This window comes from Caballeronia sp. KNU42 (assembly GCF_053760385.1).
Genome location: NZ_CM132388.1, coordinates 3,573,800 through 3,590,339, shown reverse-complemented (window position 1 = coordinate 3,590,339; position 16,540 = coordinate 3,573,800). Strand labels below are relative to the sequence as shown.

Below are 16,540 nucleotides of genomic sequence, written 5' to 3'. Positions count from 1 at the left end.
TGCGTGCTGGTCGCTGAAGCGCAGTAAAAGACTCAGCAGAAGACTCAGTACAAGACGCGATAAAGCGAACCACCCGGTCAATCGACAATCCCCACAGGAACCCCATCATGCGACTTCTTCACACCATGCTGCGAGTCGGCGACTTGCAACGATCCATCGATTTCTACACCCGCATACTCGGCATGAAAGTGCTGCGTCAAAGCGAAAACACCGAGTACAAGTACACGCTGGCGTTCGTCGGTTATGGCGATGAAAGCGAAACCAGTGTGCTTGAGCTGACCTACAACTGGGGTGTCGAGAAGTACGACCTGGGCTCGGCTTACGGCCACATCGCACTGGAAGTGGACGATGCAGCGGCAGCTTGCAACCGCATCCGTGAAGCAGGCGGCAAGGTCTCGCGCGAAGCCGGTCCGGTGAAAGGCGGAACAACAGTGATCGCGTTTGTTGAAGATCCGGACGGGTACAAGGTCGAGTTGATCGAGAAGCATAGTTAAGCAGGTTTGGGAGTAACGGTTTGCCGGCAATGGCGGTTATCTCCAAACTTTGTGCGACGCTCGAATTTGCGTTTGTTGTAGTGCAGCCTCAAATAATGCTGCGCTTCGAAGCCAAGAAATTTTCGCTCTCTATATACTGATCACAGATAGGTCAACGGGGTTCGCAAGGACGTCTATCTGCCTCCTGCGCAAGCAGGGTCCAGCCGTGCTGGTATGCTGGTTTCCAGTCAAGAGCTCCCGCTGTTTGAGGCTCCTTCGGGAGCCTCATTCATTTCCGCTTGATGCTTACCTCTCGCGAACTATCATCAGACATCCTGACTTATTAGCATTCGCGGGCACGATCGATCCATCGGTCTGAGCGGAGCTAAGCGCACTGCCTATCTCGCCCACCCGCTTGCGCGGCGCGGCTGGCGTCGTTCATGATCTGCCCCGCAAGCGCAAGCGCCACGTCGGCCGCGGCGGATTGCGTCCGATCCGCCAGACAAACAAGTGCAAACTGAAGCCCAAGTTTGCGGGGATGAACAATCGGCACGCGCACGAGCCGCTGGCCATCGGGATCTCGTCGCAACACTGAAGCCGTGCAAAACATCACGGCATCCGATTTCGCGACCACATCCTTCAACACGGCGACATCGTTGCATTCCAACTGCACCGGAACCGCCTCATGCGCGCGAAACTTCAAAAGGCGCCGCAACGCATCTTCCATGAACGCGGACAACGGCACGGACACCATCGGAAATTCGCGCAAGCCAGCAAGCGACACTGGCGCACGCGCGAGCAACGGATGACCGGGGCGCACGAACCAGCCGCCGTCGTGACTAATCAGGCGGTGCGTGGTGACATCGGGGGCGGCCGGCGTCTCACGGCGATCCACCACGACGAAATCCGCGCTCTCCGAGCGCAGGCTTTGCATCAGCACGCTGGCTTCGTCTATTTGCACGGATACCTTAGTGGCGGGAAACTGCCGGGCACATTCGACCAGCAGATGCGGAAACAGGATGGCAGCGGCATAAGGCCCCATGCCGATCCTCACCTCGCCCAGAGCGTCCGAGCGGATCAACTCGACATCGCGAAAAAGACAGCGCGCTTCGAACAGCACCCGCCGGGCACGCTCGACCAGCATCCGGCCGGCAGCGGTGGTCACCACGCCACGTGCGGCGCGATCGAAGAGCTTGATATCGAACTCGTCTTCCAGCGCCTGGATGCTGCGGCTGAGCGCCGGTTGACTCAGATGAACCCGCTCCGCCGCACGCGCGAAACTGCCCTCTTCAGCGAGCGCAACGAGGTGCGCGAGGCGCCGCGAATTGATCTCATGCAACATTTAAAACGGAACCCTAATTAATTGAATGCTAGTTTCGGAGGCGGGTGGTTATACCATCTGCGTCACCACCCGGCGGCGCATACGGACGCGGGACGCCCGCGAAAGGCGGCATCGCGCACCGCATACCGCCGGTCCTGATTCAGAACCTATGCCGGATCCCGGCCATCACGCCAAGCTGCGTGCTTTTCTGCGCGAGGCCGACGGCGTTCACGCCTTGCAACTGTGTGCCGATCAGATCGCCTCTATAGAGTGAATAATCGGTTTCCAGATACACGTCAGTGCGCTTGGACAGGTCGTAATCGGCGACCAGTTGGAATTGCCACGCCGAACCGTCCATCGGCTGGGTCTTGCCGTCTTGCAGCGTGCGCCACACATTTCCGGCGAAGTGCCACACTCCGGCTTGCTGCGTAATACCGCCGAGAATCATCCTGCGCTTCTTGAAGTCGGAGTATTTCAGTGCGGCGAGTCCGGGCGCGGCGAACGGTCCATTGGCAAAAGTGGAGAACCCCTTGTCGTTCTGATTGACGATATAACCCAGCGCGAAACGCGTCTTGTCCCACGTGTACGAGCCGCCGACCGTCCATGCCTTGGCGTTGCTGCCGTTGATAGAGTCCTTCGTCTCCTTGAATGCGCCGCCCAGCGTGAATGGGCCATTGGCCGGCGCGTAGGCTGCAGCCACGCCATACTGGCTGCCGTATGCCATATGGCCGGCGTTGCCGCTGAACGAATACGCGGTCGAGATGCGCAAGTCCTTGTACTTGCCGTGATACTGGATCTGGTTGCTGCTCCAGATGCCGCCGGTCATGGTCACTTCCGGCTGGAAGTTGAAGTCATACGGAATCCATGGATTGCTGGAGTACCCGCCCATGGTGATACCTTCGATCATCACGTTGTACTGGCGGCCTAACACGACCTGCCCATACGTCGACGATTGCAACCCGATTTGCGCTTCATTGAAAAACGGCATGGTGGGGTCGCTCTGGCCGTTGTTCAGGAAAAAGCGGTTTTCGAGCTTGAAGATAGTCGACCAGCCACCGCCCAGGTCTTCGACGCCCTTGATTCCCCAACGGCTCTCGCTCATGCCGCCGGGTCCCATCAGGAAGCGGCCGTTACCCTGCGTGTCGGCGTTGGACAGATAGCGCACGCTCACGTCGGCAATGCCGTAGAGCGTGACGCTGGATTGCGCATGGCTTGTTTCGCCGGCAAACGCAGCGGGCAGCAGTGCGCAACTCATCCTCCACCAATTTCCCTTTCTTTTAAGTTGTCCCGACCTGTTCATACGTCTCCTTGTGATGTCGTCATGCGACGATCAGGCCTCGCCCGTATCGCCACGAATCAAAGAAGTCGTTGCCCATCTCCAATGCAACCGCGTCACGCCGCTGAAGCGGTAACCTTTATAAGGTTCTCCCGCGCGTTTGCGCTGCCAATTTGAGACTAACGAGGGGATTAACTCCAGTGCATTCCTTGCATCGAGAGAATGCAGGAGCCGCATGAGAACAAGGAAAAAGCAGGAGCGGAACTGAGGTCGCGCGGTTCGCTGAAGCGAACCCGCAATAGTGAGATAGAAAAGATGAGGTCAGTGGCCGCAAGCGCGATCGCAGCCCGGTAGAACCGCCCTGGCGCGACCGGCGCGGCGCAGCTATCCAAAAGCCCCACCGACTCGCGCCATCGAAACCCGCCTGCGGCCCTGGAAGCCTCCGAAGCAGCTATTGCGCCGCCTTCACCACCTGCGCGAGTTTCACAAATTCGGCCACGGGCACTTCTTCCGCACGCCGCGAAAGGTCGAACCCGAGTGCATCGAAATCCACACGATCGCGATACACGCCCAGCGTATTGCGCATCATCTTGCGCCGCTGCGAGAACGCCGCGAGCACGACTTCGCCGAGTACCTTGTCGTCGACGTCCGGCAACTCGTGCGGTGCATAGGGAATCATCCGCACGATCGCGGAGTTCACCTTCGGCGGCGGATTGAACGATTCGGGAGGAACATCGATGAGTTTATCGATTGCATACCGGTACTGGAGCATCACCGTCAGCCGCCCAAAATCCTTGTTACCCGGCTCGGCGATCATCCGGTCCACCACTTCATCCTGCAGCATGAAATGCTGATCGATGACCTTCGGGGCGAACGCGGTCAGGTGAAACAGCAGCGGGCTGGAAATGTTGTACGGCAGATTCCCCACAATCCGCAGCGACGGTTTCTCGCCTTCCAGCGCGAGCGAACCAAAGTCGAATGCGAGGGCATCGCCGGCATGCAGCGCCAGCAGATTGCCGAATCGCTTCTCAAGCCCCCCGATCAGGTCACGATCAAGCTCCACCGCGTGCAAGGGCGACTCGGGCGTGGAGAGCCGTTCGATCAGCGGCGCGGTGAGCGCGGCGAGACCCGGCCCGATCTCGACCATGCGTTCGCCGCGTTTGGGCGCAATGGTATCGACGATCGAATCGATCACGCCTTGATCGACGAGGAAGTTCTGCCCGAAGCGCTTGCGCGCGAAGTGGCCCTGGTGCTTGATGGACATCGGAGAAGCCGATTAAAACCGCAATGAAAAGAAGTGAGACAGGGAATGAGGCAAAAGCAATCAGGCTGCGCGACGATGGCGCGCCATGGCAACGGCGGTGTCGATAGCCACGATCAAGCTGCCCGGATCGGCCCGGCCGGTGCCGGCCAGATCGAGCGCGGTGCCGTGATCGACCGACGTGCGGATGATTGGCAGCCCAAGCGTGATGTTGATGCCTTCGCCGAACGTCGCGAATTTCAGGACCGGCAAACCCTGGTCGTGGAACATGGCCAACACGCAATCGGCATCTTTGAGATAACGCGGCTGGAACAGCGTGTCTGCCGGATAGGGACCGGGCGCGTCGATACCCAAGGCACGCACTTGCAGCAGCGCGGGCGTGATGACATCGATTTCCTCGCGGCCCAGGTAACCGTTTTCGCCCGCGTGCGGGTTGAGTCCGGTGACCACGATGCGCGGCTTCGGCAAGCCGAACAGCGCTTTGAGATCACGATCGATAATGCTCAGCGTCTCGACAATCCCATCCACCGTCAACGCCGCCGAGACGTCCTTCAGCGGCAGATGCGTGGTGGCCAGCGCGACGCGCAACGGCTTGTCGCCCATGCCCGCGAGCATCATGACGACGCGCGGCGTATGGGTGCGTTCAGCGAGATATTCGGTGTGGCCGGTGAACGGAACGCCGGCGTCGTTGATGGTGCTTTTCTGCAGCGGCGCGGTGACGATAGCGTCGAAACGCCCGCTCACCGCTCCGTCTATGGCTGTATCGAGCAGACCCAGCACGTAGCGCCCGTTGGCGGCGTTCAGCTTGCCTGCGGTGACGGGCACGCTTAACGCGTGATGCTCAACCTCGATTGCCGCGCCATTAGACAGCCACAGCGATGAACCCGCCCTCTCAGCCATCAGCTCACGGTCGCCGAGCACGGTAAACCGCACCGACGGCCAGCGCTGCGCCGCCTCAGCCAGCGCCGCCACCGTCAACTCCGGTCCCACGCCCGCCGGTTCCCCGGTGGTAATGGCAATTGACACTGAGGAGAGTGGGCGGTTCGCTGCGTTCATCTGGCCAAGGCCTTTACTTTACTGGTTACTGGTTCAGCGCTTGCTGAGCCGCAACACCCTTGTACTGCACGTACGCGGTGTCGCGCAGTTCACGCAGCCAGTCGGAATACGCTTGCTCGGCCTTGCGCTGACCGATCGCCTGACGTGCCGTATCGAGTTGCTGCTGCACCGAGCCTTCCGCATCGCGGCGTGCCAGCACCTGGATCAAGTGATAACCGTACTCGCTGCGAACCGGATCGCTGACCTGGCCGTCTTTCAGGTTGTTCATGGCGCGCTCGAATTCCGGCACGGTTTCACCCGGGCTGATCCAGCCGAGATCCCCGCCTTGCGACGCCGAACCATCCTGCGAATAGGTTCGCGCGAAGTTGGCGAAGTCGCCACCCTTTGCAACGTCGCTCTTGATGTCCAGCAGCTTCTGACGAGCGGCCGCCTCGGAAACACCGTCGGCTACGCGCAGCAGGATGTGCCGGACGTGGGTTTGCACGAGCTTCGGCGCATCGGCGGCCTGGCCCTGGCCCACGCGGCGGTCAACCAGCTTGATGATCTCGAAGCCGCCGGCGGTTCGGATCAGTTGCGGATTCACCTCGTTCGGACGCAGCGTTGAAACCGCGCTCACCACGTCAGCCGGCAGCGAAGCCTGCGTGCGGAAACCGAGATCGCCGCCCTTGGCCGCGTCGGTATCCTGCGTGTTGTTCTTCGCGAGCTTGGTAAAGTCCGTTCCGCTTTGCGCATCTTTCAACACAGCTTCGGCCTTCGCCTGGATAGCGGCAATATCGGCCTGCGAGGCGTTGTCCGGCACCTTGAACATGATGTGCTGGAGATGCAGGTCGTTGGACTGGCGGGCGTTCGGTCCGCGCTGGCTGGCAACGTAGTTGGCCACTTCGCCGTCCGACACTGTGATCTTGCTGTCCACCTCTTTCTCACGCAGTTTCGACAGCGTCAGCTCGGTGCGTGCATCGCGCTGGAATGTCGTCCAGGGCACCCCTTGCGACTCGATGCGCGCGCGGTACACGTCGAACGTCATGTTGTTTTGCTGCGCGAGACGCTCGAGCGTGCGTTGCACAGTGGCGTCGTCAACGGTGATGTTGTCTTCCTTCGCCTTCTGCAACTGGATGCGCTCGATCACCATCTGGTCGAGCACCTGGCGTTGCAATTGATCCGCGGGGGGAACCGGCGCGTTCTGCTGTTGCAGGCGGCGCACGATAAGACCCGTGCGATCGGCGAGTTCACGCTCCGTGATGACGTCGTTGTTCACAACCGCAACCACTGAATCCGCAATCTGCGCGCCGCCGGCCGTGGTAGACGGCGACAGCGCCTGAGCGTGCGCGGCCGGGCCGGCCAGGAAAGCTGCGGCGAAAACACCTGCCGCGAACATTGCGCACTTCAACTTGTTCATGTTTGACACAGATACTCCATCGATTGCGGCCGGTGACCGACCCTATTGCCTGTTGCCCTATTGCCCTTGCCCTGTTGCCTGCGGCGTATCGTACACACGCTGCGCACGCTCATTCGTAATTCGTGTAACGCGCGAGCGGCGCCGGCGGCGGCGGTGGCGGCGTGTAACCGTTGACGCCGGCGCGGAACGCTGCGGTCAGTCCATTATCGACGTTCGACAAGCCCTTGAACGTCATTTGAGCGAGTACGCGCGTCCCGGCAGTGTTACTTCCGGTCTCAGTGACACCGTTTGCGTAACGCTGCACGCCGATGCCGAAAGTCCAGCAGTCGGCATCGTACTGGAAGCCCAGCAGCCCGTCGACGAGACGATGGCCTGCCAGATCGTAGTTCACCCGGGCGACGCTATAAATGTGTCGCGAAAGCGGCCATTGTGCCGAAACCAGGATCTGGTTGATCGGCGAGGTGGACAGCGTGGTCTCGTTCGCTCGTGTGTACCGATACCCGACATTGATGACTTCGCGCGCCGCCGGGCTGAACCCGAAACCAATGCTGGAGCGCACCAACTGGTTGTTGTCGGCATTATATTGGAACGCAGTTTCCTGTGAAAAACCAGCGCCCAGCTTGAAGGACGCGCCCAGGATCAGGTCCGAGTGCTTCGCCTGGTCGAGCGCCTGCCCTTCCGTGATCGTGACGCGCTGCGGCTGGAAATAATACTGCTGCGCGATGACGAAACGCGCGCGCTCGTCGCCCGTCGCCGGGTTGATGAAACGCGAAGTCAGGCCCACCGTCAGACGGTTGGCGTCGGCAATGCGGTCGTTACCCGCGTAAGTATTCGGCGTGTAGATTTCAGCGAGGCTGAAGTCCGACTGGCCGGTGTCGAAGATCGGCGCGAATTCCTGGTTGCGGTACGGCGTGTACACGTAATACAGGCGCGGCTCCAGCGTCTGGATGTAATCCTGCCCGAAAATGCGCACCGAACGGTCGAACACGAGGCCGGTATCGAAGCTGACGGTAGGAATGGATTCCGTCAGGTTCTTCGGCTGGCCTGCGGGGGTGCCGTTGGCCGCACTGCCGATCTCGTTCAGGTCGTAGGACGCGAAGTGATACTGGATCTTCGGCGTGACGAAATAACCCGGCCCGGTGACGCTGTAGCTCAGGTACGGATTGAAAACAACGCGCTGGCCTTCCGTGGAGTCCGCAATGGTCGTCGTAAAGCGCGTGTAATCCGCTTCCGCGCCGTAGTCGAAACCGCCGACGTTGTACTTGTTGTACAGGACGTTCAACTGCGGTTCGCGGGCGTACGGCGAGGTCGCCGGCGGCAACACTTGCCAGCGCTGTTCGTGCGCGAGAATCGACCAAGGCCCGTTGTTGTACGTGACCCCGACTTCCTGCTGATACAGCACCTGCGTACCGTTGATGATCTGGTTCGCGGCGTTGCCCAGGTCTTCCGGATACTGATTGTCCGAGACCTTGTTGTAGTTGATATACGCGCCGAAACCGCCCCCGAAATTCTGCTGGTGCTGGATGTAGATCGCATAGCGGTTCGTATGCGTCTGCAGGTCCTGCGGCAGGAATTCACCGGTGATCGTGCCCGAATAAGTCGGCGACAAATACCGGAACGTCGACTGAATCTGGATGCCGCGCCGTGTCATCAGGCGCGGCGTGACCACCAGGTCGCGATTCGGCGCGATATTGAAGTAATACGGCAACTCGACTTCAAAACCAGTGGTCGAATTCACTGACACCGTGGGCGGCAATATGCCGCTGCGCCGTTCGCTGGTCAGCGGAAACGACAACCACGGGCTCGCGAACACCGGGAAGCCCTGGAAAAACAGCACGCCGTTGTGCGCGACGCCTTCGTTCGCGCCGGTATCGAAGTCGAACGACGTGCCCTTGATGTACCAGGCCGGATCGGTCTCGCACGAACACGCCGTGTAGGTGCCGTGATCGACCTTCGTTTGTTCGTCATCGATCAGGTTTGCGCGCTGCGCGCTGCCCGAGCCGTTCGAAAGGTTGAAGCGGTACTTCGGGTTCGTCATGTAACCCTCGTTCGCCTCCACCTTCAAGTGCGCTTCCGGGCCGATGAACGAATTGCCGTTGCTGAAGATCCTGACATGGCCGTAAGCATCGGCCATGTCGGTGTCCTGGTCGTAATGCAGCGCATCCGACTTGATGACCGATACATTGCGGCGCAATTCGGCCGAACCCTTCGCGGCCATGTCCTGGTCGGCCGTGCCCGTGGTGTGGTCGCCCAGCACAAACGTAGCCGGCTGGTCGCCCTGCTTCAGCGGCCGTTCTTCGAGCTGCGGCGCGAGCCTGAGGCTCCAGGGGTCGCCGAGCGGCTGCGTGTCGGCTGCCGCGCCCGCTAGCTGGGCGTGCGCAAGCGCGGGCATGAGACCCGGCACTGCGATCAATGCCGCGAACAGCCGCCGCCTGCGTGGCCGCGCTTCGCGCAAGAGAACTGGTTTGGAAAACTGTCGTGGCGGCATGTTTGAGTGCTGTTCAATCGCGCTGCGCCCCGCGCTCGACGAGAGCATCCGGGCACAGCCACCGGAACTCGCGCCACCGGAGCTGACGGTTCGCTGCGAACGAAAATGAATCGATCGATGGATGGTCGGGCGATGATCTCGGCCAGCGGCAGCCTTCATGGCCTGCCAAAGGCTTCGCGCCGGGCGCAAACGGAATGCTTAAAAAAGTCGTGGGGTATTATATGGCAAGACGTTTCACCCCTCGAGTTTATGACGCCCAATCCCCCGGATTTTCGCCTTACCCAGCTCCATGACTGGCTTGAAACCTTCGCCGAGCGGTATCGGCTGGATCTTTCCACGCTTGTCCCCGCCTCCACCGATGCCAGTTTCCGGCGCTATTTCCGGCTGGCTGCCGACAGCCAGCATGGCAAGACGCTGATTGCCGTCGATGCCCCGCCGCCCGAGAAGTGCCGCGAGTTCGTGCAAGTGGCCGGCTTGCTGCGCGAAGCCGGCGTGCATGTGCCGCAGATCCTGGAAACGGATTTCGATGCCGGCTTCATGCTGGTGACCGATCTGGGCAAGACGACCTACCTTGCCGTCCTTGATGAAAAGAACGCCCGGCCGCTGATGCGCTCGGCTATCGACACATTGATCAAGTTTCAGCTCACGTCGCGTGAGGGCGTTCTGCCCGCGTTCGACGAAGCGTTCCTGCGTCGTGAAATGGAACTGATGCCCGAGTGGTTCGTGGCGCGGCATCTCGGCCACACGCTGGACACGACCGAACGGCAAGTGCTCGACGATACCTTCAACGTGCTCGTTCAAAGCGCATTGGCGCAGCCACAGGGTTTCATGCTGCGCGACTTCATGCCGCGCAACCTGATGATCAGCGAGCCGAATCCCGGCGTGCTCGATTTCCAGGACGCGGTGTTCGGGCCGTTGACGTACGACATCGCTTCGTTATTGCGTGATGCGTTCGTTAGCTGGGAAGAAGAGTTCGAACTGGACTGCTTCGTGTACTACTGGGAAGGCGCGCGCAAGGCCGGCTTGCCGGTGGATGCGGACTTCGGCGAGTTCTACCGGCAGATCGAATGGATGGGATTGCAGCGGCATATCAAGGTGCTGGGGCTATTTGCGCGGATTTATCATCGCGATGGCAAGCCGCAGTATCTGGCTGATTTGCCGCGGTTTATTGGCTATGCGAGGAAGGTGTCCGAGCGCTACAGGCCGTTGCGGCCGTTTGCGCGGCTGCTCGATACGCTGGAAGGGCGCGCGGTTGATGTGGGATATACGTTTTGATGAGTGCCTTGACTACTGCAATGATTTTCGCCGCCGGACGCGGCGAACGCATGCGTCCGTTGACGGATACCTGTCCCAAACCGCTTTTGAAGGTCGGCGGCAAAGCGCTGATCGTCTGGCAGATTGAACGTCTGGCGGCGGCGGGGTTTGAAGTGATCGTGATTAATCACGCGTGGCTTGGGCGGATGCTGCAATCGAATCTTGGCAACGGTTCGCGCTGGGGCGTCGAGATTCGCTATTCGCACGAGATGCACGCGCTGGAGACGGCGGGCGGGATTGCCAAGGCTTTGCCGCTGCTGGAAACCGAAGGCGAACCGACGATTTTCCTGGCGGTCAGCGGCGACGTGTTCTGCGATTTCGACTACGCGAGTTTGCGCGCCCGCGCGCCGTCGATGGCGCTTGCATCGGAGCCGGCGATGCATCTGGTCATGGTGCCGAATCCGCCGTTTCATACGCTTGGGGACTTCGCGCTCAATCCCAATGGCACGCTTTCGCTCGATGGCCCCGCGCGCTACACGTTCGGCAACATCGGTTTGTACGATACGCGCATGTTTCGCGATCTCGCTCCCAACACGCGGCGAGCGTTGACGCCGTATTACCAGGAGACCGTTGCGGCCGGACGCGCCACAGGCGAGCTGTTCGAAGGACGATGGGAGAACGTTGGGACCGCGGCGCAATTGGAGACGCTGGATCGGGTGTTGCGGAACAGGTAAGCGGAGAGCGTTACGCTGCAGTCCAGGGATCGATGACGTGGACGCCCGTTCCTTCGAAGTCCTTGCCGTTTCGTGTCGCGAGCGCCGCGTCGCGGCTGTGGCAGATCGCGGCGATCTGCGCATCGGGGGAACTGATCGGCCGGCCTTTTGCCTCGCGCTCCGCTACAAGCAAGGCGTATTGGCGGGCGCAATGATCATCGAAAGGCAAAACCTTACCGGCGAGTTCACCCTCGAACATCGATTCGATTGCGCCGCGCAGACTCGATTTGCGTCGACCGTGCGGAAGCCGCGCAACGCCGTAAAACAGTTCGGCAACAGTAATGGACGTGGTTTGCAGATCCTGCATGTTCTGGGCGTCAAGCCACGCCAGCACGTTTTCGTCGGGGTCGGCGCGCATGAGTTCCGACAAGACGTTCGTATCGAGAACGATCATTCCGGAAACTCAGCGGCCCGTGGTTGTTCAGTGCGATCAGGTATTGTCAGCCCTTCGTCTTCAAGGCTCGCAAACCGTTGATGCACGCGGCTGCCGAAACCCGTCAAGTTTGCCTTGCCAGCCAACGCATTTTGCAGGATCACTCGTACCTCCTCCTCCATGGAGCGGCCGTGCCGCGCCGCTTCAACACGAAGCAAAGCCTTTACTTGCTCGTCCAGATTGCGAATTGTCAGCGTTGCCATAGAGTACTCCGAGTGCTGTCATTGACTGCAATGCTAGCACATAATGGACCGGACGGTCGATTGTCGGCAGGCTGAAGTTGGCGCCGTTGAGCAACTCGGCGGCTTGCTGCTATTGATCACTTGGACTTATAGGTTGCATCGTGATCGCGCTCGATGGTCAAAAACCTCAGATAGTCGCCGTCGCGCAATACAGTCGCGCGACGCGCTTGCGTAATCCGAAGGGAATACACCGCGTCAATGCCGCGCGGCGGCTGCACGCTAGTGATCTTTTCCCACTTCAACCCTTGATCCAGATAGACCTGACTCCAGGTCATCTGCAGAAGTTTTTTAACCGTTGCAAGAACGCGCGATGCCTCCGTTTTATCCAACGCGACCCAATTCCGCTGAAAAACAGGACTATTTAGATCCACCTTTACGGGATCGTTTCTCTTCGGCATTTCCCAACTCTTTGAAAATGGTGTCCGGACTGGATTCTTGAGCCGGATTTGCTTGAGCCCAAGCGAAGGCCTCCTGCAAGTCCTCCTGGGCAGTTGCAGCGTGCATCCATGCTTCATTTTCAGGTATGACGAGCGCAGTACGCACCAGCCACACACCGGGTTCGCGCTCTTCTACCAGCACTTGCCGGCCGGCGTATTCCTTTCCAAGCGAAATCTGCCCACTGGCACCGACCACCTTTACGCTGGTTTTAGGGTCTGACAGAGTTGCTCTCATTGAGTACCTACGAAACGTTGACGTAGTTGGTTAGTTTGTTTTTATAGGGCTAGCTACCTTTGTAGCAGTTTCACGCGCCCGCGATTGCTTGAGAAAACGTATGAATCGCATGGTCGCATGATAGCACAACGGCATGAAATATAGATTGGACATCCCCGGCCAGCTCCAGATCGGATCGTTTCGTTGCGAATGTTAAAATCCATGCCTCCTTTGGTCCTACCGCGGCTCCCACCATGTCCGATACCCGTCCCGATACCCTCTTCGCGCTCACCGCGCTGTCACCTCTTGACGGCCGATATGCCGCTAAAACCGAAGCGCTGCGGGACTGGCTGTCCGAATCCGCGTTCATGAAGCATCGCGTGAAAGTGGAAATTCATTGGCTGATCGCGTTGTCGCAAGCCGGTTTCGATGAAATCCCGCGCTTCTCCGACGCCGCCGAAGACTTCCTGCTCCAGCTCGCCGAACGCTTCACCGCTCACGACGCCGCGCGCATCAAGGACATCGAAAAGGTCACGAATCACGATGTGAAAGCCGTCGAATACTGGCTCAAGGAATCCGTGAAAGGCAATGCGGAACTTGAACGCGCGAGCGAGTTCATCCACTTTGCCTGCACCTCGGAAGACATCAACAACACGTCGCACGGCATGATGCTCGACGGCGCGCGTGAACACGTGATCCTCCCTGCGCTGCGCTCGGTGCATGAGCGCCTCGTGAAGCTCGCTCATGCGCACGCCGCGCAACCCATGCTCTCGCGTACGCACGGCCAGCCGGCGAGTCCGACCACGCTCGGCAAGGAAATGGCGAACGTGGCGGCGCGTCTTCAGCAGGCGATCGAACGGATTGCCGAAGTGCCGGTTCTGGCGAAGATGAATGGCGCCGTGGGGAACTACAACGCACACTTATCGGCGTATCCGGAATTCGATTGGGAAGCATTTTCGGAAGCAGTCGTGGAAGACCGGCTGAAGCTGACGTTCAATCCGTACACCATCCAGATTGAACCGCACGACTACATGGCCGAGCTTTTCGACGCCATCTCGCGCGCCAACACGATCCTTCTCGATCTGGACCGCGATATCTGGGGTTATATCTCCGTCGGCTATTTCAAGCAGCGCACGAAGGCGGGCGAGATTGGATCATCGACCATGCCGCACAAGGTCAATCCGATCGACTTCGAGAATTCGGAAGGCAATCTCGGCATGGCGAATGCGCTACTGCGCCATCTCGCCGATAAACTCCCGATCTCCCGCTGGCAGCGCGACCTCACGGACTCAACCGTGTTGCGCAATATTGGCGTGGCGCTGGGTTACTCGCTGCTGTCTTATGACTCGCTGATTCGTGGACTGGACAAGCTTGAAGTCAATGCCGCGCGCTTGAATGAAGACCTGGATAATTGCTGGGAAGTGCTGGCTGAACCGATTCAAACCGTGATGCGCCGATACGGCGTGGAAAATCCCTACGAGCAGTTGAAGGAACTGACGCGCGGTAAAGGCATCACGCGTGAAGGTCTGCAGACGTTTATCAACGGCCTGGCTATTCCCGATGACGCGAAGAAACTGCTTCTCGACATGACACCGGGATCGTATGTTGGGAAAGCCGTGGAACTGGCGAAACGCATTAAGTAACGCGTTTGACTTTGACGACCATGAAAGGCCGTTCAAGTTTTTTGAACGGCCTTTTTTATTGCTGGCCTGACTGGCTGCGACGGTGAAGTGTTCCGTGAAGTTGCTCGGATTGATAACCTGGTGATCTGCAAAAAGCAAAATCACATTGCAGCCCTTGCCACTTCCCGAAGACGTGGATGCTCGCCTGACTAGCGACCGTCGTTCACCTGTTGGATCAGCAAGACTTAAAGGCGGTCTTGTCGGCAACGCTACCGTTGACAACGGCGCTAGATGGTGCTGAGTGAATTTTGAAAAGGTTCGGCGGAAAATATGGCACGGTGCTACCCGTTCGGTTATTCAAAACCCTGTTCACGTGGTCAACCGATGCGTCATCTGTTTCGGCTACTCCCGCACTCTCTAGTGCATCAACGGTAATAGCGAAATAACTCGTGCTCGGACTGGCGCCAAAGTCGTTGAGCTGAACCGCGGAAAGATGATGAAGACCGCTAGAGAGCGGCGTTGATAGTTGCAGCGACCAACCGCCTTGTCCGTTCGCCGCAATCACGCCGAGCAACGTTGCGCCGTCGTACACGTCAATAGTCGCAAAGGGTTCAGCTTTGCCGTTAATCAGGGGTGTCCCACTGGCAATGGTGCCGCCATTCGTTACACCATGCACGTCTGTGATAACTGCCCATGCGCGAACACTTGAGTCGGAAGCCATCGGATGAATCCTTATAGAAAGAAAATCGATGCTTTGCTTACTCGGTGATCCATTTGAAGCGGCGAAAAGCGCTCTTGCCCGACGATGCGCAAGTCAAGGGCATCTTCCTCGCCTCAATAACCCAGGTCTCGAGTCGAGATTTCAAAGTTTCATCGATCGCGCGCCTGGCGAGACATACCGCAATTGAACGGCTAAGTTACTTGCAGGCGACGGCCAAAGCCAGAAGAACGGTGAAATAGCCTGTTGCAAGTCTTGGTTCAAAAAAATATGCGCGCTGCGGCTTCGACAACCCGCCGCCAAGGTGCGAACAGAACCCGCCAAAAACCGGTCAACCGCCATGACTCTGCCTCGCAGGTGCCGTGGTGTTTCAATGAAACTGCTGCAGTGCTTTGATAGCAGACGGTTATCGAAGTCGATTTTTCGCACGGCGGTTTCAAGGGTGAAGTGCAACAGTGGGTTTAGTGTTTAGAGCTTGGAGATTGGCTTGCTGAAGCAAGGGTTGCAGCGAAGACTTCGAACGGAGAATGGAACGCGTGAGTGGCGCGCGGCCGGCTGTTCAGGCTGTCGGCGATCGCGTCGAGTTCGTCCTGACTGTAGACCGATAGGTCCGTGCCTTTAGGCAAATACTGGCGCAGCAACCCATTGGTGTTTTCGCAAGTACCGCGTTGCCAGGGACTGTGCGGGTCGCAGAAGTACACATTCACGCCGGTGGCGGCGGTGAGTTCCTGATGGCGCGACATTTCTTTGCCTTGGTCGTAAGTAAAGCTTTGCCGTAACGGCGCAACAATCGAATTGAGTTTGGCGGAGAAGCCCGCTAGCGCTGAGGCAGCGGTGGCGTCCTCCATCTTGGCAAGCAGCACCAGGCGGCTGGTGCGCTCGACCAGAACGCCGACAGAGGATTGGTTGTTCGCACCCTTGATGAAGTCTCCTTCCCAGTGACCGGGCAGCAGGCGGTCTTCGATTTCGGGCGGTCGCACGTGGATACTGACCATGTCGGGAATCTGTCCGCGCCGGTCTGTGCCCCGCGTGCGTGGCATGCGCGTGCTGTGGCCGTGGCGCAGGCAGGCAATGAGTTGGCGGCGAAGTTCACCGCGCGGCTGAGCATAGATCGCCGTGTAGATGGTTTCGTGCGAGACGTGCTGGGTCGAGTCGGTTGGATACATGCGCTTCAGTGTGCCCGATATCTGCTGGGGCGACCATTTCCACTCAAGCAAGGTGAGCACGATGCGCCAGCAGACGCTTTGCGGGCAAAGCTTGGCGGGGTGGCGCGACGCACTGCGGCGTGCGCTGCAAAGCGCCGCAGCGGGCACCGATGCGTAGCCAACAGAAGAGCTGTTTCGCATTAACTCGCGGCTAATAGTTCCCGGTGAGCGCCCGAGTATGCGGGCCATGGCCCGCATACTCGAACCCTGCAGATGCATGCTTGCAATGGTTAGGCGTTCTTCAGGCTGCAGTTGTTGGTAAGAAGTTTTTTCGGACATCGCGACACCTTATACGAGACAGGTGTTGCAGTTCACTTTTGAGGCCGCCCACTCTATTACTCTCCAGATTGCAAACAATTGTCACACCAGGA

The 16,540-nt window shown here is 59.2% G+C and carries 16 protein-coding genes; 4 read left to right on the top strand and 12 right to left on the bottom strand.

The window, feature by feature from the left end:
- The first annotated feature begins 107 nt into the window (after window positions 1–107).
- Complete coding sequence (gene gloA, locus ACSOSP_RS16090; protein WP_455308229.1) at window positions 108–494, top strand: lactoylglutathione lyase; 387 nt, start codon at window positions 108–110, stop codon at window positions 492–494.
- A gap of 364 nt (window positions 495–858) precedes the next feature.
- Here gloA and ACSOSP_RS16085 read toward each other — a convergent pair whose 3' ends face one another.
- The 6 genes from ACSOSP_RS16085 to ACSOSP_RS16060 form a co-directional block, all read right to left on the bottom strand.
- Window positions 859–1,815 (bottom strand): LysR family transcriptional regulator, encoded by a 957-nt coding sequence (locus ACSOSP_RS16085; RefSeq protein WP_455308227.1) that lies wholly within the window; start codon window positions 1,813–1,815, stop codon window positions 859–861.
- A gap of 139 nt (window positions 1,816–1,954) precedes the next feature.
- Window positions 1,955–3,049, bottom strand: a complete 1,095-nt coding sequence (locus tag ACSOSP_RS16080) for a porin (protein WP_455308225.1) — start codon at window positions 3,047–3,049, stop codon at window positions 1,955–1,957.
- Window positions 3,050–3,521: 472 nt separating this feature from the next.
- Window positions 3,522–4,334 carry a 16S rRNA (adenine(1518)-N(6)/adenine(1519)-N(6))-dimethyltransferase RsmA gene (rsmA, locus tag ACSOSP_RS16075; protein ID WP_455308223.1) on the bottom strand — a complete coding sequence of 271 codons (813 nt, stop codon included), beginning with the start codon at window positions 4,332–4,334 and terminating at the stop codon, window positions 3,522–3,524.
- 60 nt (window positions 4,335–4,394) lie between these two features.
- Window positions 4,395–5,387 (bottom strand): 4-hydroxythreonine-4-phosphate dehydrogenase PdxA, encoded by a 993-nt coding sequence (pdxA, locus tag ACSOSP_RS16070; RefSeq protein ID WP_455308221.1) that lies wholly within the window; start codon window positions 5,385–5,387, stop codon window positions 4,395–4,397.
- 25 nt (window positions 5,388–5,412) lie between these two features.
- A complete protein-coding gene (locus ACSOSP_RS16065) occupies window positions 5,413–6,783 on the bottom strand; it encodes a peptidylprolyl isomerase (protein ID WP_455308219.1) in 1,371 nt (456 codons plus the stop codon).
- 109 nt (window positions 6,784–6,892) lie between these two features.
- Window positions 6,893–9,271 carry an LPS-assembly protein LptD gene (locus tag ACSOSP_RS16060; RefSeq protein WP_455308217.1) on the bottom strand — a complete coding sequence of 793 codons (2,379 nt, stop codon included), beginning with the start codon at window positions 9,269–9,271 and terminating at the stop codon, window positions 6,893–6,895.
- A 249-nt stretch (window positions 9,272–9,520) separates the two neighbouring features.
- Here ACSOSP_RS16060 and ACSOSP_RS16055 point away from each other — a divergent pair, with 249 nt between their 5' ends.
- Both ACSOSP_RS16055 and murU read left to right on the top strand, forming a co-directional pair.
- On the top strand, window positions 9,521–10,546 hold the full coding sequence (locus tag ACSOSP_RS16055; protein ID WP_455308215.1) for an aminoglycoside phosphotransferase family protein: 1,026 nt from the start codon (window positions 9,521–9,523) through the stop codon (window positions 10,544–10,546).
- Window positions 10,543–11,259: an N-acetylmuramate alpha-1-phosphate uridylyltransferase MurU gene (gene murU / locus ACSOSP_RS16050; RefSeq protein ID WP_455308213.1), complete on the top strand. Its 717-nt coding sequence runs from the start codon at window positions 10,543–10,545 to the stop codon at window positions 11,257–11,259. The genes ACSOSP_RS16055 and murU overlap by 4 nt, the downstream gene beginning before the upstream one ends.
- 10 nt (window positions 11,260–11,269) lie before the next feature.
- Here murU and ACSOSP_RS16045 read toward each other — a convergent pair whose 3' ends face one another.
- The 4 genes from ACSOSP_RS16045 to ACSOSP_RS16030 all read right to left on the bottom strand — a co-directional run bounded on the left by ACSOSP_RS16045 (window position 11,270) and on the right by ACSOSP_RS16030 (window position 12,645).
- Entirely contained in the window at window positions 11,270–11,692 is a 423-nt protein-coding gene (locus ACSOSP_RS16045; protein ID WP_455308211.1) for a PIN domain-containing protein, read from the bottom strand.
- On the bottom strand, window positions 11,689–11,934 hold the full coding sequence (locus tag ACSOSP_RS16040) for a FitA-like ribbon-helix-helix domain-containing protein (protein WP_455308209.1): 246 nt from the start codon (window positions 11,932–11,934) through the stop codon (window positions 11,689–11,691). Before ACSOSP_RS16040 ends, ACSOSP_RS16045 begins: the two co-directional genes overlap by 4 nt.
- Before the next feature lie 116 nt (window positions 11,935–12,050).
- Complete coding sequence (locus tag ACSOSP_RS16035) at window positions 12,051–12,248, bottom strand: hypothetical protein (protein ID WP_455308207.1); 198 nt, start codon at window positions 12,246–12,248, stop codon at window positions 12,051–12,053.
- A gap of 82 nt (window positions 12,249–12,330) precedes the next feature.
- Window positions 12,331–12,645, bottom strand: a complete 315-nt coding sequence (locus ACSOSP_RS16030; RefSeq protein WP_455308205.1) for a hypothetical protein — start codon at window positions 12,643–12,645, stop codon at window positions 12,331–12,333.
- 233 nt (window positions 12,646–12,878) lie between these two features.
- Here ACSOSP_RS16030 and purB point away from each other — a divergent pair, with 233 nt between their 5' ends.
- Entirely contained in the window at window positions 12,879–14,267 is a 1,389-nt protein-coding gene (purB, locus tag ACSOSP_RS16025) for an adenylosuccinate lyase (RefSeq protein ID WP_455308204.1), read from the top strand.
- Between the two features lie 214 nt (window positions 14,268–14,481).
- Here purB and ACSOSP_RS16020 read toward each other — a convergent pair whose 3' ends face one another.
- Together ACSOSP_RS16020 and ACSOSP_RS16015 are read right to left on the bottom strand one after the other, a co-directional pair.
- On the bottom strand, window positions 14,482–14,967 hold the full coding sequence (locus tag ACSOSP_RS16020) for an Ig-like domain-containing protein (protein ID WP_455308202.1): 486 nt from the start codon (window positions 14,965–14,967) through the stop codon (window positions 14,482–14,484).
- A 458-nt stretch (window positions 14,968–15,425) separates the two neighbouring features.
- A complete protein-coding gene (locus ACSOSP_RS16015; RefSeq protein ID WP_455308200.1) occupies window positions 15,426–16,448 on the bottom strand; it encodes an IS30 family transposase in 1,023 nt (340 codons plus the stop codon).
- Window positions 16,449–16,540 lie beyond the last annotated feature (92 nt).

Excerpts from the sequence above, each read along its gene's own strand:
- gloA (WP_455308229.1), top strand. The coding sequence starts at position 108 with ATGCGACTTCTTCACACCATGCTGCGAGTCGGCGACTTGCAACGATCC.
- ACSOSP_RS16085 (WP_455308227.1), bottom strand. The coding sequence starts at position 1,815 with ATGTTGCATGAGATCAATTCGCGGCGCCTCGCGCACCTCGTTGCGCTC.
- ACSOSP_RS16080 (WP_455308225.1), bottom strand. The coding sequence starts at position 3,049 with ATGAGTTGCGCACTGCTGCCCGCTGCGTTTGCCGGCGAAACAAGCCAT.
- rsmA (WP_455308223.1), bottom strand. The coding sequence starts at position 4,334 with ATGTCCATCAAGCACCAGGGCCACTTCGCGCGCAAGCGCTTCGGGCAG.
- pdxA (WP_455308221.1), bottom strand. The coding sequence starts at position 5,387 with ATGAACGCAGCGAACCGCCCACTCTCCTCAGTGTCAATTGCCATTACC.
- ACSOSP_RS16065 (WP_455308219.1), bottom strand. The coding sequence starts at position 6,783 with ATGAACAAGTTGAAGTGCGCAATGTTCGCGGCAGGTGTTTTCGCCGCA.
- ACSOSP_RS16060 (WP_455308217.1), bottom strand. The coding sequence starts at position 9,271 with ATGCCGCCACGACAGTTTTCCAAACCAGTTCTCTTGCGCGAAGCGCGG.
- ACSOSP_RS16055 (WP_455308215.1), top strand. The coding sequence starts at position 9,521 with ATGACGCCCAATCCCCCGGATTTTCGCCTTACCCAGCTCCATGACTGG.
- ACSOSP_RS16045 (WP_455308211.1), bottom strand. The coding sequence starts at position 11,692 with ATGATCGTTCTCGATACGAACGTCTTGTCGGAACTCATGCGCGCCGAC.
- ACSOSP_RS16040 (WP_455308209.1), bottom strand. The coding sequence starts at position 11,934 with ATGGCAACGCTGACAATTCGCAATCTGGACGAGCAAGTAAAGGCTTTG.
- ACSOSP_RS16035 (WP_455308207.1), bottom strand. The coding sequence starts at position 12,248 with ATGACCTGGAGTCAGGTCTATCTGGATCAAGGGTTGAAGTGGGAAAAG.
- ACSOSP_RS16030 (WP_455308205.1), bottom strand. The coding sequence starts at position 12,645 with ATGAGAGCAACTCTGTCAGACCCTAAAACCAGCGTAAAGGTGGTCGGT.
- purB (WP_455308204.1), top strand. The coding sequence starts at position 12,879 with ATGTCCGATACCCGTCCCGATACCCTCTTCGCGCTCACCGCGCTGTCA.
- ACSOSP_RS16020 (WP_455308202.1), bottom strand. The coding sequence starts at position 14,967 with ATGGCTTCCGACTCAAGTGTTCGCGCATGGGCAGTTATCACAGACGTG.
- ACSOSP_RS16015 (WP_455308200.1), bottom strand. The coding sequence starts at position 16,448 with ATGTCCGAAAAAACTTCTTACCAACAACTGCAGCCTGAAGAACGCCTA.